Annotated in this window: 24 protein-coding genes; 7 read left to right on the top strand and 17 right to left on the bottom strand. The window is 73.2% G+C overall.

What is annotated here, in order from left to right; all coding sequences use genetic code 11:
• Positions 1-15 precede the first annotated feature (15 nt).
• Together ACZ7RU_RS26735 and ACZ7RU_RS26730 are read right to left on the bottom strand one after the other, a co-directional pair.
• On the bottom strand, positions 16-762 hold the full coding sequence (locus tag ACZ7RU_RS26735) for an MBL fold metallo-hydrolase (protein WP_470343502.1): 747 nt from the start codon (positions 760-762) through the stop codon (positions 16-18).
• Between the two features lie 244 nt (positions 763-1,006).
• The gene (locus ACZ7RU_RS26730) at positions 1,007-1,198 is read right to left on the bottom strand and encodes a MarR family transcriptional regulator (RefSeq protein WP_470343501.1); all 192 of its coding nucleotides are present in this window, start codon (positions 1,196-1,198) and stop codon (positions 1,007-1,009) included.
• 231 nt (positions 1,199-1,429) lie between these two features.
• Here ACZ7RU_RS26730 and ACZ7RU_RS26725 point away from each other — a divergent pair, with 231 nt between their 5' ends.
• Positions 1,430-1,885: a type II toxin-antitoxin system PemK/MazF family toxin gene (locus ACZ7RU_RS26725; protein ID WP_470343500.1), complete on the top strand. Its 456-nt coding sequence runs from the start codon at positions 1,430-1,432 to the stop codon at positions 1,883-1,885.
• Positions 1,886-1,926: 41 nt separating this feature from the next.
• On the opposite strand, the gene ACZ7RU_RS26720 is transcribed toward ACZ7RU_RS26725, so the two are convergent.
• The 7 genes from ACZ7RU_RS26720 to clpS all read right to left on the bottom strand — a co-directional run bounded on the left by ACZ7RU_RS26720 (position 1,927) and on the right by clpS (position 6,741).
• A complete protein-coding gene (locus ACZ7RU_RS26720) occupies positions 1,927-2,895 on the bottom strand; it encodes a PLP-dependent cysteine synthase family protein (RefSeq protein ID WP_470343499.1) in 969 nt (322 codons plus the stop codon).
• 76 nt (positions 2,896-2,971) lie between these two features.
• On the bottom strand, positions 2,972-3,250 hold the full coding sequence (locus ACZ7RU_RS26715) for a MoaD/ThiS family protein (protein WP_030242903.1): 279 nt from the start codon (positions 3,248-3,250) through the stop codon (positions 2,972-2,974).
• A 114-nt stretch (positions 3,251-3,364) separates the two neighbouring features.
• Positions 3,365-3,484, bottom strand: coding sequence for a putative leader peptide (locus tag ACZ7RU_RS26710; protein WP_310593142.1), 120 nt, complete (start codon positions 3,482-3,484; stop codon positions 3,365-3,367).
• Between the two features lie 139 nt (positions 3,485-3,623).
• Positions 3,624-4,055 (bottom strand): M67 family metallopeptidase, encoded by a 432-nt coding sequence (locus tag ACZ7RU_RS26705; protein WP_470343498.1) that lies wholly within the window; start codon positions 4,053-4,055, stop codon positions 3,624-3,626.
• Positions 4,056-4,110: 55 nt separating this feature from the next.
• A complete protein-coding gene (locus ACZ7RU_RS26700; protein WP_470343637.1) occupies positions 4,111-5,541 on the bottom strand; it encodes an amino acid permease in 1,431 nt (476 codons plus the stop codon).
• A gap of 223 nt (positions 5,542-5,764) precedes the next feature.
• Positions 5,765-6,337: a DUF2017 domain-containing protein gene (locus ACZ7RU_RS26695; protein WP_470343497.1), complete on the bottom strand. Its 573-nt coding sequence runs from the start codon at positions 6,335-6,337 to the stop codon at positions 5,765-5,767.
• A gap of 110 nt (positions 6,338-6,447) precedes the next feature.
• On the bottom strand, positions 6,448-6,741 hold the full coding sequence (gene clpS / locus ACZ7RU_RS26690; protein ID WP_470343496.1) for an ATP-dependent Clp protease adapter ClpS: 294 nt from the start codon (positions 6,739-6,741) through the stop codon (positions 6,448-6,450).
• A 139-nt stretch (positions 6,742-6,880) separates the two neighbouring features.
• On the opposite strand from clpS, the gene ACZ7RU_RS26685 reads away from it, so the two are divergent.
• Both ACZ7RU_RS26685 and ACZ7RU_RS26680 read left to right on the top strand, forming a co-directional pair.
• Complete coding sequence (locus tag ACZ7RU_RS26685; protein WP_470343495.1) at positions 6,881-8,215, top strand: nicotinate phosphoribosyltransferase; 1,335 nt, start codon at positions 6,881-6,883, stop codon at positions 8,213-8,215.
• Positions 8,216-8,483: 268 nt separating this feature from the next.
• The gene (locus tag ACZ7RU_RS26680; protein ID WP_470343494.1) at positions 8,484-9,074 is read left to right on the top strand and encodes an isochorismatase family protein; all 591 of its coding nucleotides are present in this window, start codon (positions 8,484-8,486) and stop codon (positions 9,072-9,074) included.
• A 79-nt stretch (positions 9,075-9,153) separates the two neighbouring features.
• Here ACZ7RU_RS26680 and ACZ7RU_RS26675 read toward each other — a convergent pair whose 3' ends face one another.
• Positions 9,154-10,173 (bottom strand): hypothetical protein, encoded by a 1,020-nt coding sequence (locus ACZ7RU_RS26675; RefSeq protein ID WP_470343493.1) that lies wholly within the window; start codon positions 10,171-10,173, stop codon positions 9,154-9,156.
• A 256-nt stretch (positions 10,174-10,429) separates the two neighbouring features.
• On the opposite strand from ACZ7RU_RS26675, the gene ACZ7RU_RS26670 reads away from it, so the two are divergent.
• Positions 10,430-11,041 (top strand): hypothetical protein, encoded by a 612-nt coding sequence (locus ACZ7RU_RS26670; protein WP_470343492.1) that lies wholly within the window; start codon positions 10,430-10,432, stop codon positions 11,039-11,041.
• Between the two features lie 607 nt (positions 11,042-11,648).
• Positions 11,649-12,089 (top strand): SigE family RNA polymerase sigma factor, encoded by a 441-nt coding sequence (locus ACZ7RU_RS26665; RefSeq protein WP_470343491.1) that lies wholly within the window; start codon positions 11,649-11,651, stop codon positions 12,087-12,089.
• Between the two features lie 60 nt (positions 12,090-12,149).
• Here the strand turns inward: ACZ7RU_RS26665 and ACZ7RU_RS26660 are convergent, their stop codons facing one another.
• Positions 12,150-12,728, bottom strand: coding sequence for a DinB family protein (locus ACZ7RU_RS26660; RefSeq protein WP_470343490.1), 579 nt, complete (start codon positions 12,726-12,728; stop codon positions 12,150-12,152).
• Positions 12,729-12,954: 226 nt separating this feature from the next.
• Here ACZ7RU_RS26660 and ACZ7RU_RS26655 point away from each other — a divergent pair, with 226 nt between their 5' ends.
• Positions 12,955-13,554 (top strand): GNAT family N-acetyltransferase, encoded by a 600-nt coding sequence (locus ACZ7RU_RS26655; protein WP_470343489.1) that lies wholly within the window; start codon positions 12,955-12,957, stop codon positions 13,552-13,554.
• Here ACZ7RU_RS26655 and mycP read toward each other — a convergent pair.
• The 4 genes from mycP to ACZ7RU_RS26635 all read right to left on the bottom strand — a co-directional run bounded on the left by mycP (position 13,548) and on the right by ACZ7RU_RS26635 (position 17,636).
• Entirely contained in the window at positions 13,548-14,819 is a 1,272-nt protein-coding gene (gene mycP, locus ACZ7RU_RS26650; protein WP_470343488.1) for a type VII secretion-associated serine protease mycosin, read from the bottom strand. The two genes, ACZ7RU_RS26655 and mycP, sit on opposite strands and share 7 nt — an antisense overlap.
• An 87-nt stretch (positions 14,820-14,906) precedes the next feature.
• Complete coding sequence (locus ACZ7RU_RS26645) at positions 14,907-16,337, bottom strand: WXG100 family type VII secretion target (RefSeq protein ID WP_470343487.1); 1,431 nt, start codon at positions 16,335-16,337, stop codon at positions 14,907-14,909.
• A gap of 38 nt (positions 16,338-16,375) precedes the next feature.
• The gene (locus ACZ7RU_RS26640) at positions 16,376-16,825 is read right to left on the bottom strand and encodes a hypothetical protein (RefSeq protein ID WP_470343486.1); all 450 of its coding nucleotides are present in this window, start codon (positions 16,823-16,825) and stop codon (positions 16,376-16,378) included.
• A gap of 97 nt (positions 16,826-16,922) precedes the next feature.
• A complete protein-coding gene (locus tag ACZ7RU_RS26635) occupies positions 16,923-17,636 on the bottom strand; it encodes an endonuclease V (RefSeq protein ID WP_470343485.1) in 714 nt (237 codons plus the stop codon).
• Between the two features lie 226 nt (positions 17,637-17,862).
• On the opposite strand from ACZ7RU_RS26635, the gene ACZ7RU_RS26630 reads away from it, so the two are divergent.
• Positions 17,863-18,129 (top strand): hypothetical protein, encoded by a 267-nt coding sequence (locus ACZ7RU_RS26630; RefSeq protein WP_470343484.1) that lies wholly within the window; start codon positions 17,863-17,865, stop codon positions 18,127-18,129.
• A 36-nt stretch (positions 18,130-18,165) separates the two neighbouring features.
• Here the strand turns inward: ACZ7RU_RS26630 and ACZ7RU_RS26625 are convergent, their stop codons facing one another.
• Positions 18,166-18,915 carry an RDD family protein gene (locus ACZ7RU_RS26625; protein WP_470343483.1) on the bottom strand — a complete coding sequence of 250 codons (750 nt, stop codon included), beginning with the start codon at positions 18,913-18,915 and terminating at the stop codon, positions 18,166-18,168.
• Between the two features lie 85 nt (positions 18,916-19,000).
• Positions 19,001-20,557, bottom strand: coding sequence for an RDD family protein (locus tag ACZ7RU_RS26620; protein ID WP_470343482.1), 1,557 nt, complete (start codon positions 20,555-20,557; stop codon positions 19,001-19,003).
• Between the last annotated feature and the right edge of the window lie 93 nt (positions 20,558-20,650).

The raw sequence follows: 20,650 nt of genomic DNA, 5'->3' as shown, positions 1-20,650 counted from the left end.
GCGGCGCGGGCCGGCTCAGATCTCGTACACCGCGCCGGCCCGGGCGATCTCGACCGGCCCGGGGTAGGCCGCCGCGGCGTCCCGGCGGTTGTGCTCGGCGTCGGTCCACGGGGGGATGTGGGTGAGGACGAGCCGACGGGCACCGGCCGCGGCGGCGTGCTCGCCCGCCTCGCGGCCGTTGAGGTGGACGGCCCGGTAGGTGTCGCGCCCGTCGATGTAGGCGGCCTCGCAGAGGAAGAGGTCGGTGTCGCGGGCGAGTTCGACGAGTTCGGCGCTCTCGCCGGTGTCCCCGCTGTAGACCAGCGAGCGGCCGTCGTGCTCCAGCCGGAAGGCGAAGGCGTCGACGGGGTGGTTGACCCGGGCGACGCCGATCCGGAACGGGCCGAGCTCGAAGCTGCCGGGGGTGAGGGTGCGGAACTCGAACACCTCCTTCATCCCGGGGTTCTCCGGCATGTCGTAGGCGCGGGCGAGCCGCTCGGCGGTGCCGGCCGGGCCGTACACGGGCAGCAGTTCGGGGCAGCCCTCGGCGCGGTAGTTGCGGGCCACCCAGTAGGCGCACAGGTCGACGCAGTGGTCGGCGTGCAGGTGGCTGAGCAGGACGGCGTCGACGTCGTAGAGGCCGGTGTAGTTCTGGAGGGCGCCGAGGGCTCCGTTGCCGAGGTCGAGGACGACCCGGTAGCCGTCGGCCTCGACCAGGTAGCTGGAGCAGGGCGAGTCGGCGGACGGGAAGCTCCCTGAGCACCCCACCACGGTCAGTTTCATCCGAGCCCCTCCGCCCCGAAACATCCTGGCTGCTGCTGGAAAACGGCATCGCCGTCCTCCACCGGTACCGGCGGAAAACAGCATGGAAAACGGCAGGCCGGGCCCGGTGGACCGGCCGGTGGCACCGCGTTGGTGTGTCGAGGGTAAGGGCGGAGCGGCCCTTTGCCCCCGTCCCCGTGCCGGGCTGTGGGCGGAATCACCAGAACGCCCGGGGCGGCGGCGCGGGCGGTTGACGGGCCGGGGATCAGCGGCGCCGGGGCCGGTTGCGGGCCCAGGTGCGGATGGTGAAGGGGTACCAGCGCGGGTGTCCGCTGCCGTCGACGACGTCCGGGTCGGGCAGCAGCCGGTGCCGGCGGTAGCTGCGGACGGTCTCGCGCCGGACGTTGATGTGGCGGGCGATCTCGGCGTAGGACCACAGCTCGGGGCCAGGGGTCACGGGGGCACCTCCGGGGGGACGGGGGCGGACGTTCGTGACGCAGCCTTGCCGGGGACGGCCGGGGTTCCGGGTGCGGAACGGGCCGTGTGGCGGTTCCGTGACGAACCGGGAGCAATGCGCGGACAAAGGACCGGTCGGCGCGGCCTGCGCCGGGCTGCGAGGGGCCGCGTTCACCCCCGGCGCGGCCGGCGCGGTGGTGGCGTTCACCCCCGGCCCGGTACGGTTCGCCGCATGAACGGCATGACCGCCACCTGGCTCGTCCTGGCGCTGCTGGGCGTCGCGCTGCTGGCCGCCGCCGCGGCGGCGCTGGTCCGGCGCACCCGTCCGGCCCCGCGCCCGGCCGGGCCGACCGGTCCGCGGCCGCGGACCGGGGCCGCCCCGCAGCCGCGGGAGATCTGGTGGGCGGAGGTGCCGTTCGAGGACGGGCCGGGCTCCAAGGACCGCCCGTGCCTGGTGCTGCGGGTGCACGGCCGGACCGCCACCGTCGCGAAGATCACCAGCAGGCACCGCGCCGAGCGCCCGGGGGTGCTGCCGCTGCCGCCCGGGTCGGTGGGCGACCGGCAGGGCCGGACCAGCTGGCTGGAGACGGACGAGCTGCGCGAGGTGCCGCTGTCCGCCTTCCGCCGCCGCTCCGGCACGGTGGACGGGCAGGTCTGGGCGCGGGCCCGGCGGGCGATGCAGCGCTGACGGGCGTCAGGGCGGAGCCGTCGCCACAGCGCTGAGAGGCCTCACGCCCAGAGCTGGCCTTGCAGCGCCTCGACCGCGGCCTCGGTGGACTCGGCGGTGTAGATGCCGGTGGACAGGTACTTCCAGCCGCCGTCGGCGACCACGAAGACGATGTCCGCGCGCTCCCCGGCGGCCGCCGCCTTGCGGCCGACGCCGATCGCCGCGTGCAGGATGGCGCCGGTCGAGACGCCCGCGAAGATGCCCTCGTGCCGGAGGAGTTCGCGGGTGCGGCGGACGGCGTCCGCGGAGCCGACCGAGAAGCGGGTGGTGAGCACCTCGGCGTCGTACAGCTCGGGGACGAAGCCCTCGTCCAGGTTGCGCAGCCCGTACACCAGGTCGTCGTAGCGCGGCTCGGCGGCGACGATCCTCACGCCGGGGACCTTCTCGCGCAGGTAGCGGCCGACGCCCATCAGGGTGCCGGTGGTGCCGAGGCCGGCCACGAAGTGGGTGACGGTCGGCAGGTCGGCGAGGATCTCGGGGCCGGTGCCGGTGTAGTGGGCGCCCGCGTTGTCGGGGTTGCCGTACTGGTAGAGCATCACCCAGTCGGGGTGCTCGGCGGCGATCTCCTTGGCGATCCGGACGGCGGTGTTGGAGCCGCCGGCGGCCGGGGAGGGGATGATCTCGGCGCCCCACATGCGGAGCAGCTCGCGCCGCTCCTCGCTGGTGTTCTCGGGCATCACGCAGACCATCCGGTAGCCCTTGAGCTTGGCGGCCATGGCCAGCGAGATGCCGGTGTTGCCGCTGGTGGGCTCCAGGATGGTGCAGCCGGGGGTGAGCCGGCCGGCGGCCTCGGCGCGCTCGATCATGTGCAGGGCCGGGCGGTCCTTGATCGAACCGGTGGGGTTGCGGTCCTCCAGCTTGGCCCAGAGGCTCACCAGGCCCTCGGCGTTGCCGGGGACGGCGGCGGACAGCCGCGGCAGGCGGACCAGCGGGGTGTTGCCGACGGCTTCGAGCGGGCTGTCGTAACGCAAGGGAGGCCTCCGGCCGGAGCGGTGAGGGTGGCGGGGCCGGCTCCCCCGCCGCTGTGGTGGCGGGGGAGCCGGGAGGTCAGCGGGCGCCGCCGGCCACGGCGGGCAGGATGGTGACGCTGTCGCCGTCGGCGAGGGCGGTGGAGATGCCCTCCAGGAAGCGGACGTCCTCGTCGTTCAGGTAGACGTTGACGAAACGACGCAGCTCGCCGCCCTCGACCAGGCGGGCGGCGATGCCCGGGTGGCGGGCGTCGAGGTCGGTGAAGAGTTCCCCGAGGTTGCTGCCGTTGCCCTCGACGGCCTTGGCGCCGTCGGTGTAGGTGCGGAGGATGGTCGGGATGCGGACCTCGATGGCCATGAGTGCGCTCCTGGGCGAGTCGTGAAGTGGGTGGGCCGCAGCGGACGCGGCAGGGCGGGCGCCCCGGGGCTCGGCGTCGCCGGGGCGGCGGGCCCGGGTGTGGTGAGGCGGCTCTCAGCGCGAGCGCGCGGGCGTGCCGGGACAGATCGCACCGGCGTGCCGGCACAGGTCGATGTGCAGGCGCGCCACGAGGCGGGTGCCCGGGGCCTGGGTGCTCACATCGACGGAACGCATGGACTCATCGTATAGATTCCCGGCCCCGCTTAGACATGCCCGTCTCGGGATCCGGATGTTCGCGTTCCCAGGGCTGAGACGACGGCGGCCCGGCGACCCCTCGCACGGGGTCGGCGGGCCGCGTCCGCGGGTGTGCCGGTCAGGCCGGGTAGTCCTCGACGACCTGCACGTCTTCCTCTGTGATCTCGCCGTCCACGATGCGGAACGAGCGGAACTGGTACGGGTCCTCCTCGCCGTTGCCGTCGGCGGTGGAGACCAGGACGTAGTGGGCGAACGGCTCGGAGGCGTAGCTCACGTCGGTGCGCGAGGGGTAGGCCTCGGTGGCGGTGTGCGAGTGGTAGACGATCACGGGCTCCTCGTCCCGGTCGTCCATCTCGCGGTAGAGCTTGAGCAGGTCGCCCGAGTCGAACTCGTAGAAGGTGGGCGAGCGGGCGGCGTTGAGCATCGGGACGAACCGCTCGGGACGTCCGCTGCCGGCCGGTCCGGCGACCACGCCGCAGGCCTCGTCCGGGTGGTCGGCGCGGGCGTGGGCCACGATCCGGTCGCGGAGTTCTCGGGTGATGGTCAGCATGCGGGCCAGGATAGCCACGCCCCGGCGCGAATCCGCCGGGGCGTCCGAGTGCCGGTCAGCGGGCGTCCACGTTCCCGTCGCCGGCGGGCACCGCGGCCGGGGCGGCGCCGTGGACGGCCTGCGGGGCGCGGCGCTTGAGCACCTGGTAGCCGACCACCAGCAGCAGGGCCCAGCCCGGGAAGACGAACAGCGAGATCCGGTTGTCCCGGTCCAGGCCGATCAGCACCACGACCAGGGCGAGGAAGGCGAGCGCGGCCCAGCTGACCCAGGCGCCGCCGGGCGCCTTGAAGGTGGGCGCCGGCAGGCGGCCGGCCCGCCAGGCCCGGCGGTAGCGGATCTGGGAGATCAGGATCATCGCCCAGGTCCACAGGCCGCAGACCGTGGCGACCGAGGTGATGTACTCGAACGCCCGTGCCGGGACGAGGTAGTTGAGCACCACGCCGACGCCCATCAGCAGGCTGGAGACGGTGATCGCGAAGGCCGGGGTGCGGCGGGCGTTGAGCCGGGTGAGCCGGCCCGGGGCCTGGCCGCTCAGCGCGAGGTCGCGCAGCATGCGGCCGGTGGAGTACATACCGGAGTTGCAGGAGGAGAGCGCCGCGGTGAGCACCACGAAGTTGATGATGCCGGCCGCCGCCGGGATGCCGATCTTGCCGAAGGCGGCGACGAACGGGCTGACGCCGGGCTGGAACTCGGTCCACGGCACGAGCGAGAGGATGACCACCAGGGCGCCGATGTAGAACAGCGCGATCCGCCAGGGCAGGGTGTTGATGGCGCGCGGCAGGGTCTTCTCGGGGTTCTCGCTCTCGCCCGCGGTGACGCCGACGAGTTCGACGCCCAGGTAGGCGAACATGACGATCTGAAGGGTCATCACGGTGGAGCCGATGCCCTTCGGGAAGAAGCCGCCGTCCTGCCACAGGTGGCCGATCGACGCGGTGTCACCGGCCTTGCTGAAGCCCAGGGTCAGCACTCCGACGCCGATCAGGATCATGCCGATGATGGCGGTGACCTTCACCATGGAGAACCAGAACTCGATCTCGCCGAACAGCTTCACCGAGATCAGGTTGGCCGCGTAGAGCAGGACCAGGAAGGTCAGCGCACTGAGCCACTGCGGTATGTCGGGCGCCCAGAACCGCACGTAGACGGCGGCGGCGGTGGTCTCCGCCATGCCGGTGACGACCCAGAACAGCCAGTACGTCCAGCCGGTCACGTAACCGGCGAAGGGGCCGAGGAACTCCCGGGCGTACTCGGCGAAACTGCCGGAGACCGCGCGGTAGGTGAGCAGTTCGCCGAGCGCCCGCATGATCACGAAGATCACCAGGCCGGCGACGGCGTAGGAGAGGATCAGGCTCGGGCCGGAGCGGGAGATCGCGGTGCCCGCGCCGAGGAACAGGCCGGTGCCGATCGCGCCGCCGATCGCGATCATCTGGATCTGGCGGCTGCCGAGCCCGCGCTCGTAGCCCTCCGCGTTCTGCGGGCTGTCGACCATTTCGTCGTACAACTTCTCGGCCAATGCGCACCGTCCTGGTCGGTCTCGGGGGTGGAGAAGTCGTACCACGCGAAGTTCGGATAGCGGTGTCCATCTGAGCGTTATTTGAGCATAGCCTGATATGGTTTGTCCGATTTTCACGAGAAATGCCCCGGCCAATCGTCCACATTCTGGACGAAACGGCCGGGGCCTGCCCGGAATCGGGCACGATCCTCCCCCGAGGTCAGTCCGCCATGGCCTCCAGCAGCGACTCCTGCAGGGCACCCAGCCACAGGTACGCCATCACCAGTGGCTTGCGCTCGTCGCCGTCCGGCAGGTCGTAGAGGCCGTCCTCGTCGTCCTCGGTGACCTCCAGTCGGACACCGACGGCCAGCCGCAGGTCGTTCAGCGCACCCAGCCAGCGCAGGCAGTCGGGCGGGGCCAGCTTGAGCACCCCGCCGTCGCCGAGGCCGTCCAGCGCCCGGACGACGAACAGCGCGTCGTCCCGCTTGCGGGCCCTCAGGTCCAGCTCGGTGAAGCGGCGGAACTCGCCCGACGCGACCCTGGACTCCTCGTCCCCCGGCTTCTCCGGGTCGCCGTAGGCGTCCGGGAAGAACCGGGCCAGCACCGGGTCGGCGGGCGCCTCGGTCGGGCCCTCGGCGAACAGCGCGGCCAGCGGGTCGTCGCCCTCCGCGCCCGGGCCGGGGCCGATCAGCTCCAGCAACTGCACTTCCAGCGAGCGCAGGATGGAGGCCTCCCACTCGTCCAGCGCGATCGCCGCGCCACCACCGCCGGTGCTCTCGAACAACCCAGCCATCTGTATCGGTCAGCCCGTCTTCGTCGTCGTCGGTCGTACGGCCGGAGGCCCGGCACCGGTCGCACCGGCACCGGTCGGCTCCCGGCCAGCCGGTGTCGGTCGGCCCGGCGTCAGTCGTGCTGCAGCGTCGCCCAGAGGCCGAAGCCGTGCATCGCCTGGACGTCGCGCTCCATCTCCTCGCGGGAGCCGCTGGAGACCACCGCCCGACCCTTGGTGTGGACGTCCATCATCAGCTTCCGGGCCTTGTCCTTCGGATAGCCGAAGTAGGCCTGGAAGACGTACTGGACGTAGCTCATCAGGTTGACCGGGTCGTTGTGCACGATGGTCACCCAGGGCGTGTCCGGCTCGGTCACCGGCACCCCCTCGACCTCCGGGCGCTCGATCTCCACGGGCGCGACGCTCACCCCGGTCCTCCTCGCTGCACAGTCGTCCGTAACCCCTCACGCCCCATGCTGCCATCCGGGGGACACCCGGGCGATTCCGGCCCGGCGCGCTCGACGAGAAATCGTCACTCTGACGCTAAGTGGTAGTAGCATCATCCGTATGGACGCCACTTCCGTGCGAGCGGCCGGCTCGACCGCGCTGCTCACCGACCGCTACGAGCTCACCATGCTGCAGGCCGCCCTGCGCAGCGGGGCCGCGCACCGCCGCTCCGTCTTCGAGGTGTTCACCCGCCGCCTGCCCAGTGGCCGCCGCTACGGCGTCATGGCCGGCACCGGCCGGGTGCTGGACGCCGTCGAGAACTTCCGCTTCGGCACCGCCCAGCTGGACTGGCTCGCCGACCAGGACGTGGTCGACGAGGAAACCCTGCGGTTCCTCGCCGACTACCGCTTCCGCGGCGACATCCACGGCTACCCCGAGGGCGAGGTCTACTTCCCCGGCTCGCCGCTGCTCACCGTCGAGGGCAGCTTCGCCGAGGCGGTGATCCTGGAGACGGTGATCCTCTCGATCCTCAACCACGACTCGGCCATCGCGGCCGCCGCCTCCCGGATGACCGCCGCCGCCGGAGGCCGCCCCGTGATCGAGATGGGCGCCCGACGGGCCCACGAGCAGGCCGCCGTCGCCGCCGCCCGGGCGGCCTACGTGGCCGGCTTCGCCGCCACCTCCGACCTGGAGGCCGGCTTCACCCACGGCATCCCGACCACCGGCACCGCCGCCCACGCCTTCACCCTGGTGCACGACAGCGAGCGGGACGCCTTCAAGGCGCAGATCGCCTCCATGGGCAAGGGCACCACGCTGCTGGTCGACACCTTCGACCTGCGCGAGGCCGTGCGCACCGCGGTCGAGGTGGCCGGCCCCGAACTGGGCGCCGTCCGGATCGACTCCGGCGACCTCACCCTGCTGGCCCACCGGGTCCGCCGCCAACTGGACGACCTCGGCGCCGACCGGACCAGGATCATCGTCACCTCGGACCTGGACGAGTACGCGATCGCCGCCCTGGCCGCCGCCCCGGTGGACGGCTACGGCGTCGGCACCAGCCTGGTCACCGGCAGCGGGCACCCGACCTGCGCGATGGTCTACAAGCTCGTCGCCCGGGCCGAGACCGACGGCGGGCCGATGGTGCCGGTGGCCAAGCGCGCGGCCGGCGGCAAGACCAGCACCGGCGGCCGCAAGTGGGCGGCCCGCCGGCCCGACGCCGACGGCGTGGCCGAGGCCGAGGTGGTCGGCACCGGGCCCGTCCCGGACGAACTGCGGCCGCACCTGGTGCAGGTGCCGCTGGTGCTGGGCGGCGAGACCGTCGGCCGGGAGCCGCTGAGCGCCGCCCGCGACCGGCACGTGCGCGCCCGCGCCGCGCTGCCGCTGTCGGCCACCCAGCTCTCCAAGGGCGACCCGGTGCTGCCGACCGAACTGGTCCTGCCCGCCGGGCAGACCCACTGACCGGAGCCCGGGGCCGGTCCGCCGGACCGGCCCCGGGGGCCCGTCTTCGCGCTCCCGTCGTCCGCCCCGCGGGCGCGGGTCCGAAGAAGGGTCCCGGGGCTTCCGCCCCCGCGCGCCACTCCCTAGAGTCAGCCGTAGAGTTCCCCGAGTTCCCCCGGAGCTCCCCGAGAACCCCCCGCGCCCGGCACGGCCGGGCCGCGTACTCCCGAGGGCTCCCCCCACCGGGGCGCCGCCTCCCGCGGGCCCCCGAGATCCGAGGATGCGAGCCATGCACCGGGCACTGATCGTCGTCGACGTGCAGAACGACTTCTGCGAGGGCGGCAGCCTGGCCGTCGCCGGCGGCGCCGAGGTGGCCGCCGCCATCACCGACCTGATCGCCGAGGCCACCCCCGGCTACCAGCACGTCCTCGCCACCCGTGACCACCACATCGATCCGGGCGACCACTTCTCCGCCGAGCCGGACTACGTCGACAGCTGGCCGCCGCACTGCGTGGCCGGCACCGAGGGCGTGGGCTTCCACCCCAACTTCGCGCCGGCCGTCATCTCCGGCGCGGTCGAGGCGGTCTTCGACAAGGGCGCCCACTCGGCGGCGTACAGCGGCTTCGAGGGGCTGGACGAGAACAACCGCGGTCCGGTGGAGTGGCTGAGCGAGCGGCAGGTCGACGAGGTCGACGTGGTCGGCATCGCCACCGACCACTGCGTCCGGGCGACCGCGCTGGACGCGGCCCGGGCGGGCTTCACCACCCGCGTGCTGCTGGACCTCACCGCCGGGGTCGCCCCGGAGACCACCGCCGCCGCGCTGGCGGAGCTGCGGGCGGCCGGGGTCGAGCTGGTCGGCACCCCGGTGGTCCGTTCGTAGCGGACGCCGGATCCCGGATGCCGGATCCCGGATGCCGGATGCCGGATGACGTGGGTTCGGGTGGCCGCGCGTCGGCCGCTCAGACCACCAGCAGTTGCACCACGTCCGTCCCGCCGGCCCGGTACGCCTCGCGCAGTTCGCCGCCGACCGCGTCCGGGTCGGCGGCCAACCGGGCCCCGGAGACGTACACCACGCGGATGCCCAGGTACTCCATCCGGTGCTGGCCGCCGCGCACCCAGGCGGCCTCCCCCTCGCTCACGCAGCGCAGCTCCGAGTCCACCTCCACCGCGACGCCCCGCTCCGGCCAGTAGAGGTCCGGGACGGCGATGTACGTGCCGCCGCGCATCCGCAGCTCGGGGGCGTTCAGCGGGGTCGGCAGCAGCCACTCGTCCGCCAGGCGGCCGAGCCGCTCCAGCACCAAGTCCCGCTCGTCGGCCAGGAGTTCGTCCAACGCCGCGCGCACCCGGGGCTCGCCGGTCAGCCCGGCGTCGGCCAGCTCGACCACCAACTCCCTTGCCGTGCAGCGGTTCCCGGGCCGGGCGACGGCCTCCCGCAGCACCTCGCGCACCGGCGCCGATTCACCCGCCGCCAAATCACCCGGCACCGCGGTCCACTCGACCAGCGCGTCGGCGACCGCCCGGGCCACCGGCGCACAGGCCAGGCCGTGCACCGAGCGGGCCTCCAACTCCCGTTCGGTGCGCCGGATCCGCACCTCGCCGACGTCCTTCAACCGGCGCTGGCGGGGCACCAGGACGTCCACCCCGGTCACCGCGGGCAGCCGGGGCGCGACGGCGAAGCCGTACAGCGCCAGCGCGGCCGCGCCGGTGATCACCGCGCCCTCCCGGCGGCCCTCCTCGCGGCCGTTCTGCGCGGCGTACAGCAGCGCGGCCCACATCCGCTGCTCCGGGGTGGGACCGGCGGACTGCAACAGGTAGACCCGGGGCAGCATCCGCTGCCAGGGACCGCCCCGGCGGCAGTGCTCGGTGATGATCCGGGCCGGCACGCCCCGGGCGCGCAACTGGCTCGCGGTGACGACGTTCTGCTGACGCTTCGCCAGCTCCTCCAGGGACGGCGGCGGCGTCGGAATCCGGTAGCTCATGCCGCCACCATCCCCAACCGCCCGGACCCGCGACCAGGAGCCTGACGCACTGTTACCCAACCGTCGCGAAACCGGGATCAGCTCGCACTAAAGTCCTCATACCCTCACTCATTTGGAGTAATTGACGCTCATCGGGTTGTCATATGTGATCGAAAACGATCGCCCACCTGGGCGCCTGACCCAGCGTGACCAAGGGCATACGGCGAGGGACCCCCAAGGCGTCAATCCCGCCCCGTGGATTGCCTAGGCTTACGTCATGTCACGTGACGAGACCGCCGGCCTCCGCGCGGCCCAGCTCCGCCTCGGCCGTCTGCCCGGATACGTCCGCCGCCCCGACCCCGCCCGTCGCAGCGGCGAGAAGGGCCATACGTACAAGAAGGGCTGGGAGGTCCGCTTCACCGCCCGCAGTGAGGCCGAGATAGCAGAGATCCGCGACCTCGTGGTCGCCGCCGGGTTCGCCCCGGCCAGGCCCTTCTTCAAGGGCCACCAGCTCATCCAGCCCGTCTACGGCATGGCCGCCGTACAGGCCTACCTGGCCGCTAGACAGGCCGCCGAGGAACACGCCGCCCGGGCCGCGCTCGGCCGCCGCCGACGCGACTCGGGGCGGCCCGCCGGGGGGCACCCCGGCGGCGGGCACGCTTCCGGTGGGCACACCGGCGGCGGGCACACCGGCGCGGGGCATGCCGCGGGAGCGGCGCACCGGTGCGACCGCGAGGAGGCCGCCGCCGGAGCGGCCACGGCGGCGGCCGCCGCGGCAGCCGCCGCGCAGGCGGCCCGGCGACGGGCCGTCGAGGCCTTCCCGACCCAGGTGGAGCGGGACACCGCCGCCGACCGGATCTCCCCCCGGGAGGCCCGGACGACCTCCTGAACGGGCGGCGGCCGCTCCGCCCGCCCTCCCGCCCCGGCCGGTCCCGTCCAGACCGCCGGGGCGCGGTCAACGCACCCGGCCCACCGCGCCGGCGGCGCACCCCGTCGCACACCCCTCGTGCGCGCCTCTCCCGCACGCCTTCCACGCACACCTCCCGCGCTCGGCGGCAGCCACGCGTACGGGCGTCACCGCGGTGATGCCCGTGCCCCCGTCCGTGGTGATCTTCGCAACGATCGTGAGTGCGGTTGTGCGGGTGGTTGTGCGGGCGCAGGTTCGCGCCCTGAGCGTGGACGCCAGCCTCCTCAGGGCCTACGGTGGCACATCAACTGCCTTGCAGTCACAGCCGCCCTACACCCTCTGACCAGCTTCGACACGCTCGCACCTACGATCCCCACGCCACTGCGCAGTTCTGCCCGGCCGGCCGTCGCCGGCCTCCCGCCCAGCCGTCCCGCCGCCACGCCGCACCCGGTCGCCACCGGAACCGGCCTGGCGGCGGCGGGTTCCGGGCATTCCATCGGATTGGTCACCCAGCGCACCGAGGGCCTACCGTAGAGTGAGCACAGATGATCGACCGTCAGAAATCCATCTCCCTTTCCGAGAAGCCGAGATGACCAATCGTCACGAGAGTTCCGCCGGGCCTCCCCCGGGGCCCGGCGAGCCGGCGGACGTACCACTGGAGTTCACCGCGTTCTGCGAACTCCACCGCCCCCGGTACCTCAGCTACGCGCGCGTGTGGCTGACCGAGCACAGTGCCGCGGCCACCGCCGTCCAACAGGCCTTCGCGGAAATCGCGGTGCGCTGGCGGGAGTTGATGGGCAGCTCCAACCCGACCGCGCACGCCTGGGAGATCCTGCGCGGCACCGTCGCGCACCACACCCGCCAGGTGACCCCCGACCCGGACCGGCACCCGGCCGACGACGACCTGGCGATCCTGCACTACGTCGTCGGCCTCGCCGCCCCCGAGATCGCCGACGTCATCGGCACCGACGCCGCCAGCGTGGCCGGGCGGCTGCGCCGCACCATGCTGCGCGAGGCCTCCGGCTGGTGACCCCGCGCCCCCGCCGGGCCCGAACCGGGTGCCCCCCGGGCCGGACGCCCCGAACCGGCCTCAGACCCGCTCGCCCGTCACGTCGAACAGATGGTGCACCGGGTCGTGGATCAGGTACCGGGAGAACGACTCGACCGTGAACCGCGCCCCGTCACTGCGCTTCCCGGTCCGCCCCCACTGCTCACCGGCCACCCGCTCGAAGGCCGCCGCCAGCCTCTCCGCGGCCTCCGCCAGCTCCCCGGCCACCACCCGCGGGTCCTGCTCCCCGTAGCGCTCGGCGACGGCCGTCTCGTCCTGGTCCCAGTTGGCGAACAGCGGACCGTCCTGGTCCAGCATCAGGTTCAGCCGGACGCCGAACAGCCGGAAGACGTCCCGGACGTGGCACGCGTACTCCAGATCCGACCACACCCCCGGGGCCGGCCGCCGGCGCAGCCCGTCCGCGTCCCCCGCAAGCACCGTCAGCCAGCCCTCCGCATTGGCCCGGACCATCCCGGCGACGTCCTCCCGGACCACCCGCGGGGTGTCCAACCCGCAGTCTGCGCAGGGGCGTTCCAGCACCCAGGTCCAGTCCTTGGTGTCCGGGACGATCCCGTCGTCGGCGGGGTCCACGGCGATCGGCGTGCTCTCAGGAGTGCTCATGGGCCCAGCATCCCCGCCACCGGGGGACCTCCGCCAGCGGCAACGGCGCCAGCGGCCGCCGAAATGCTGCCACCCCCCGGCGCACTCACCCGGCGCGTTCCCCCGTCACCCGCCCCCTTCACCGCGCGCACTCCAGCCCGGTGGGGGCCCGGCGCGCCCGGCGTGCCCAGCGCGCCCGGACAAAACCCGTGGCCCGAACCGAACCCGACCGTCCATCCTGAGGACCATGACCGCCGACGCCGCCGACAGCGCCGCCCTCCCCGCCCTGGCCGCCCTCGCCGCCCTCGCCGTGAAGCCCACCCTGCACGGCCCCACCGTCCGGCTCGTCCCCCTCGACGAACGCCACACCGACCCGATGTGGGAACTCTGCACCGACGAGGCGACCAACCGGCTCACCGGCACCCGCACCGCCTTCACCCGCGACCAGATCCACCAGTGGTGCGCCACCCGCCCCGAGCAGCCCGACCGCCTCGACCTCGCCGTCGAGGACCCCGCCACCGGCCGCTTCCTCGGCGAGACCGCCCTCACCGACGTCGACCCCGACAACTCCTCCGCCAACTTCCGGATCGCCCTCACCCCGGACAGCACCGGCCGCGGCATCGGCACCGAGACCACCCTCCTGGTCCTGCGCCACGCCTTCGAGACCATCCGCCTCAACCGCGTCCACCTCGAGGTCTTCGAGTACAACGAACGCGCCGCCCACTCCTACCGCAAGTCCGGCTTCACCCTCGAAGGCCGCTCCCGCCAGGCCCACCACTGGGACGACCGCTACTGGGACGTCCTCCAGATGGCCGCCCTACGCGACGAATGGCTCGCCACTCACTGATACGGCGCCCCGTACGGCGGCCGCCCGTCCCCCCGCCTCCGCCGCCCCCGCACCACGAGCGCCACGACGAGCACCACGGCACCGATCAGCAGGCCCACCAGCCCCACGCCGCCCCAGACCAGGAACGTACCGCTGCCGCCCCCGCTGTCCCCCTCCGGGACCATCGGCTCCACGGAGGGCTCGTCGGTCTCCTCATCCACCGGAGGCGGCGTGCCCTTCGCTTCCATCCGCCCGATCAGCGGGTTCTCCCGAGGCCCGTTGTCCACGGCGGGATTCGCCTCCAGAGCCTTCGCCGGCGCGACGATCCCGTAGCCGTACTGGCTGTCGGGCACCGCCGGCCCACCGGCCGGGCGCGTGGCCGACTTGATCATCCGATTGATCACCTGCCCAGCGGACAGGTTCGGGTACTTGGAACGGATGAGCGCCGCAGTCGCAGAGACATAGGCAGTGGAGTCCGACGTACCGTTCCTCCGTTCGTAGCCCGTCGAGGATTTCAGCGCGGAACGGTAGATCCCCACACCAGGCGCCGTGAGCGTGGTCTCGGCACCCGCGGTGGAACGTTCCCACACAACCCCGTTGGCGTCGACGGCTCCCACTGCTACGACGCCAGGGAAAGCAGCCGGATACTCGACGCCCAGGCCGGACCCGTTGTTGCCCGAACTGGCGACCAACACAATGTCCTTGGACACCGCGTAGTTGACCGCCTTCCGCAGCTTCGAGTCGAATCGGGAATAGCCTCCGAGGGAAATGTTGACGACCTTCGCACCGTGGTCCGCCGCGAAACGGATCGCATCCGCCAGGTCGTTCCGCAGAGGATCAGGAGTCGGCTGCGGGTCAAGGGTGGACTGAGAGTCCGGGCCGTCACCGCCAGAGCTGATCTTCACCGGCAGGATCTTCGCCTTCGGGGCAAGACCCATGATCCCTTCTTGGGGACCGTGTCCGTGCCCTGCGATCAGGCTCGCCATCCCGGTGCCATGACCGTCGTTGTCCACTCGGCCGTCCGTGTCGCCACCGGAGAAGTCACCTCCGGGTAGCACCTGTCCGGTCAAGTCCGGCTGGTCCTGATTCACCCCCGTGTCGATCACGGCGACGACCACGCCATCGCCTTGGCTCGTCGGCCAGACCTTCGTCTCCGCCTCGAACGCTTTGAGCGCCCACTGCTGGTCCCTGATCTGATCGGCCGATGCCGCCGGAGCGGCGACACCCCAGATCAGTGCTCCGGCGGCAAGGGCCGCCGTACCACGTGCCAACCGGCGGCTCGTCAAGCCTGGTCACCCCACTCAGCGCGGCATCCCGCAGGTCACCGACCTGCGGGATGCGATCAGAACCGTTGTCCGTTAACGGACCGGTTTTCATTCCACCACGTTCGGGTTCGCCGGCTTGTCCGACGCCCAGGTCTCCTCGTCCTCGACGAGGAAGTCCGGCCGTTTGCCGTCCTTCCCCCGGTCCTTCTTGCGTCCTTGTGTTCCGCTCAGCGGGACACCGGCAGCCATCCCGTTCGTGCTCACGCCCCCCGCCTCACCCCTGAGCCGGTTCCGGGCTCCCAAACCGGATCCGCCTTCCGTGAATGCCTGCTTGCCTGGTGCTCCGCCAGGCTTCGCCGGCTCTCCGGCGACCCCGCCAGGTCGCGCCAGAGATCCCCTGGACTGCCTTCCCGCAGGCCCTCCACGCCCCCCGGCGCCGATACCCGGGTAGACCTCACCGGAACCGCCGAGAGGCCGGGCGCCCCGCGGCGCGGAACCCTCGACCGGCATCACGCCGGCCGAGATCTCCCTACCGCCGGGGCCAGGCCTTCCCGAACCCACGATCGGCCCGGCCGGAGGAACGGTTGTCGGGCCGGTAGTACGAGGGACCTCTGGACCGTTGCCACCCCCGAGCGGCCCGGTGGCGGGTCCTCCGGTCTGTACGAGATCCAGTCCGGAGGTCTGTGTCCCGGCCAGCGCAGGATTCGGCACACTTCCACTCGCGGGGGCGACTGGCCTGCCGGAGATGCCCTCTCCGGAACCCCGGCTCGGAGGGACCGCCGGCTTCGACGGGGATTGCGCCGTACCGCCCTTGATCCCCGAATCCGTCGGAGCCGAACCGCTCCCCGCCACAGTCCGAGCGGTCATCGGCGGTTGGGATGACTTGCGCTGAGGAGGCGGAACGGTCGTCGTCCGCGTCGATGTTCCCGCCGCCCCCACCGAGGTACCCGACATCATCGCGGCCGCCGTCGCCGCGGCTCCACTCGGATCACCCGGGGCTCCGTCTGAGGGGTCGTCCCGAATCGGCTGCCGTGGCCTCAGGTCCAGCGGAGGCGGGGGCTTCAGGGCCGGGGTGGCGATGCGGTAGTGCATGGCGAGGGTTTGCATGATGGCGGCCGCTTCGGCCTTCTTGCGGTCGGCGAGGGGGATGTGTTCGTCCTCGTCGCCGAAGAGGGCGTCGCCGACGGTGTCCTTGACCTTGTCCCAGTTGCCGGGTTCCTCGGGCATGTCGCGCTTGGCCTTGGCCATGGCCTCGGAGGTGTTGTGGAGGATGTTGGCCGCGTCGTTGGCGTAGGCGGCGGCGTTGTTGATGCTGGCGGCCAGGGTGAGCATGCGGGTGTGGAAGGCGTCGCTGGTGGTGCCTTCCCAGGAGGTGGCGGCCTCGGTGCTGGCCTTGGTGAGGGTCAGGCGGATCTGCTTGAGGGTTTCGGCGGCCTTGCGCCAGGGGTCGCCGGCGGCCATCACCGCGCCGGGGTCGAGGGCCTGGGCCATGGTGCGGAGCTGGGCGTGGCTGTACTTGGTGAAGTCGGTGTAGACCACGGGCGGTCGGCCTCCGTTCGGGTCCGGGCGGGCGGCGGTCAGACGGTGGCGTTGCCGCGGGTGGACGGGGTGCGGTTCTGCTGGGCCGCGGCCTGGCTGCTCGCGGAGGGGTGTGCGACGGACCAGCCGTCGTCGCCGAGCTTGAGCTTCGCGGCGGTGTGGTGGTCCTGCTCCTCGTAGTTGGTGGCGGTGAGGTCGGCCTTCCGCTGGGCCTCGTCCACGGCTTCCTGGAGCTGGTTGAGGACGTCGCGCAGCGCGTCCCGCATGGTGCCGTAGCGGCCGTGGATCTCGGCGGCCTCGGCGAAGGTCCCGAAGGCGTTCTTGCCGATGCCGCTGCGGCCGTGGGCGTCGGTGCCGTCGGCGTGCTTCTGGAAGTCGGCGAGCAGCAGCCGGACTTGGCCGGCGAAGGCGCGGAGCTGTTCGACCTCGATGCGGTAGCCCTGTCCGGCTCCGCCGGTAGAACCGGTACCGGTGGTCCCTGATCCCATTTCGGCGCCTCCCCCGTGCGTCCGTCCCTGGCGGTCGGGGCCGGGCCCCGGTGTCCCATGTCTAACACACCGGGTCCGAATCCCGCCCGGGACATGGTCAGTTCGCGTTCGTCCCGGTCCGTCGGGCGTCGGCGAGGGCGCGTCGGCAGAGCGAGTCGGCGTGCCGGGTGGTTTCGGGGAGGCGGTAGTGGCGGGCGAGGTCGAGGGTGGTGCGGACGGCGGTGTCGAGGCCGGTCCGGTGGCCGATGGAGACGAAGACGGGTTTCACGCCGGCCCTGGTGCGGACGGCGCGGCCGACCTCCTCGCCGGTGGCGGGGTCGGTGAGCGGGGTCCAGGAGCCGCGGGGGGCGTCGGGTTCGTGGTGGTCGAAGGTGAAGGGGGACTTGGCGACGCCGAGGGTGCGCAGTCCGGTGAGGACGCCGAGGTGGCTGGCGAGGCCGAGGCGGCGGGGGTGGGCGAGGCCGTAGCCGTCGCAGACGACGGTGTCGGGGGTGCGGGTGAGGGCGGCCAACGCGTCGAGGACGGCGGGCAGTTCGCGGAAGGCGAGCAGTCCGGGGACGTAGGGGAAGGCGATCCGGCCGACGGCGGTGGCCTGTTCCACGACGTCGAGGGTGTCCCGGCGGAGCAGGACGGCCGCGGCGGCGACGAGGTCGTGGTCGTCGTCGTAGGCGACGTCGACGCCGGCGACCAGTTCGCCGGGGGCCGCGTGGTCGCGGCCGGGGTCGTCGTGGGCCTGGACGAGCGGGCGCAGCCGCTCCTGTTCGGCGAGCGCCTCGGCCTCGGTGGTGGGCCAGTCGGCGGGGATGGGCATGGTCGGTTCCCCCGGGTGCGGTGGTGCCTGGTGTGCGGTGGTACGCGGTCGACAGGTTGCGGTTCACCGTACCGACCGGTTCGGACGACCCCGGAGTGAGCCCGTGCGCCCCCCGTGCCCCCGGGCTCGGGGGCTAGCCTGGACGGACCCGTCTCCCCGCGGGGTAGGACCACCGGAACCGGCACCATTCCCGCCCGTTTCCCCCGACGTGCGAAGGACCTCCGCCATGCCGCGCCCCTCCGTCGCCCAGGCCTGCCTCGGCTCGTTCACCGTCGTCGCCACCACGGTGGCACTGCTGGCCGTTTCGGGCGCTTCGAGCGTCCTGGCGGTCTCGGTGCTGGTGGGGTTCGCGCTGGCACTCGGCACCGTGGTGACGGTGCTCCGGATGTCCGTGGCCGCGGCCGGCGCCGCCACAGAGCCTGCCGGCCTCGCGGACCCGGCCCCAATCCCGGCCCCGGCCCCCGCCGGACACGCGTACGCCCGGCAGCGCTGATCCGCCGCCGGGCGCGGACGCGTCCCGCTCCGCCGCTCAGACCTCCGTGGTGACCACGACGGTCTTCGCGGCCTTGTCGTGCAGGCACTGCCGGTAGGGCTTGTCGAAGACGCCGAAGAGCCCGTCGACGATCCACCAGAGCGCGGCGCAGCAGACCACGGCCGGGAGGATGAAGACGGCGGAGCGGGTCCAGGCGGCGGACGGGGTGGGCGTGTTCCCGTCGACGAGCATGGCGACTCGGATCTTCATCGCCTTCCGGCCGAGGGTCTGGCCGTCCCGGCTGAGCATCACGGCCTCGTAGACGAGGTAGAGGGCGCAGCCGAGCCAGAATGCCTCGGTGGAGCCGTTGCGCGTGCTGAGGTCGCTGAAGGGCCCCACCACGATCACGCCGATGACCTGCATCAGGACGTAGTCGATCAGCCGGGCGAGGATCCGCTTGGGCCAGGTGCCGATCGGCGGCATGCCGGGGACGGGGCCTGCGCCGGGGGTGCCGTACGCGCCGGGGCCGTAGCCGGTGCCGTAGCCGGGGGGCGGCTGGTCGTACGGGGGTTGGTCGTGCGGGTTCTCGCCGTACGGGTTCCGACCGGGGGTCGGCTCGCCGTACGGGCTGCCGCCGTAGGTGCCCTGGTAGGCGCCGGGGCCGCCGGACGGGTCGTTGGACGGGGACGGGGTCGGGCCAGACGGCTCGCTTTCCGGCGTGTCGCCGCCCGGCTGCGGGGGCTGCTTGTCGAAGGAGGGCTTGCCGCCCCCCTCCGGCTGGGGGCCCGAGGGGTCGTGGGTGCTCATGCCCCCGAGTAGAACATCGCACATTCTTGATGTACGGGATATTTTGTCCGTTTTGCTCCGGGCTCCTGTGCCCTCTGCCCCGCACTCAGCCCCGCACCACCCGGGTGCGGGCCGCCCGGTCCTGCCAGCCCCGCCGCGTCACCCGGTCGAACACCGGCCAGACCAGGCCGACCAGCAGCACGGTGCCCAGTTGCCGCACGGCCCACCGGAGCAGCGAGCGGCCGAGGCTCAGCCTGGTCCGGGCGGCCGGGGCGGCGGCGTCCACCACCCGGATCCGGGCCAGTCGCTTGCCGAAGGTCTGGCCGGTGCGGGCGACCGGCAGCACCTCGTACAGCAGGCTGACGAACAGCAGGATGCCGATCAGTACGGCGATCTTGCCCAGCACCACGTCGTCCACCAGCCAGACCTGGACCTGACGGCGGGTGAGGGCGCTGGCCATCCGGGCCTGGTCGACCTTCAGCTGGAGGTGGTCGGTCACCGAGCGGGCGAGCGGGATGCCGGCGGCGACCGCGACCACCAGCAGGACGGCGGTGTCCACCGTCCGTGCCGCCAGTCGACGGCCGAGGCCGGCCGGCCGGACGACCCGGGTGCCCCGCGCGGCCCGGGACGGCGCGGAGACGGTGGGGGTGGCGGCCGACCGGGGCTGGACGGCGGTCTCCCGGACCGTCCGGACGGTGGACGACGGGGCGGCGACGGCGGTGGCGGCGGTCGCGGCCACGGGCTTCGCGGCGACCGCCACCGCGGCCGGGACCGGGGCCGGAATCGGAACCGAGCCCGGAAGCGGGAGCGACTCCTCGCCGACCACCGGTACCGGGCCCGAGGCCAGGACGGCCGGCACCAGCGCCTCCCGCACCGCCTTCCCTCCAGCGGGAGCCCCCGCGGGAGGGAAGGCGACGGCCAGTTCCACGGCAGCCGGAGCGCGCTCCTGCTCCGCGCGCCCATCCTCCGCCTCGGGCGCCTCCGAAAGCACCCCCCAGGAGACCCAGTGCTGCGCGCCGCCCGTCTCCATCAGGCCCCGCTGCGTCCGCGGATCGGCCTGCCACCCGGACTCCCCGGCAGCCGGAGCCGGGGCTAGGGCCGGACCGGACGCCGGGACCGCCTCGGACCCCGCGCCGACGCTCCCGGGGTCCTCCACACGTTGCCCGAAGCCCGACGGCACCCCCGACGACGGCCCGCCGGGCGACTCCCCCGGCCCGTCGACCGTCCGGAACACCGGCCCGCCGATCACCTCCGCCAGTCGCGGCCCGAGTACGAAGGACGCCCCGCCCGAGGTCTGGTCGAAGTACACCGGCCCGGTGTCACCCCCGCCCGCCGGCATCCCGGCCTGAGCCCGCCCGCCCGGTTCCGGGACCAGCGCCTCCGGGACCACCGGCTCCGGGGCCGCCGCCCGCACGACCGCCGCCTCCGCCACCACCGGCGGCGGCACCGCCCGCGCCGGCACCCCGTCCCGGGCGGGCCGGCGGGTCGCGTACCGGGGCGGCGCCAGCACCTCACCGGCGGCGGGCGCGGGCCGGCTGGTGCCGGGCACCCAGGCCGAGCCGCCCCAGTACCGGACGAAGCCGGGGACGGAGGGGTCGGGATAGTAGCCGGGCTCGGGCGCGACGGCCGGGTCGCCGGCGCCGGCGAAGGGGCGGTCCGTCATGGGCGTCTTCTTTCCTGGCAGGGCCTGACGAGGACGGTGCGGGCCGACCGGGCCCGACCACCGCAGACGCGTCCACCGCGCGCACGATCCGGC

It is taken from the genome of Kitasatospora sp. NPDC114501 (genome assembly GCF_055633695.1).
This window is presented reverse-complemented; position numbering and strand designations above follow the sequence as displayed.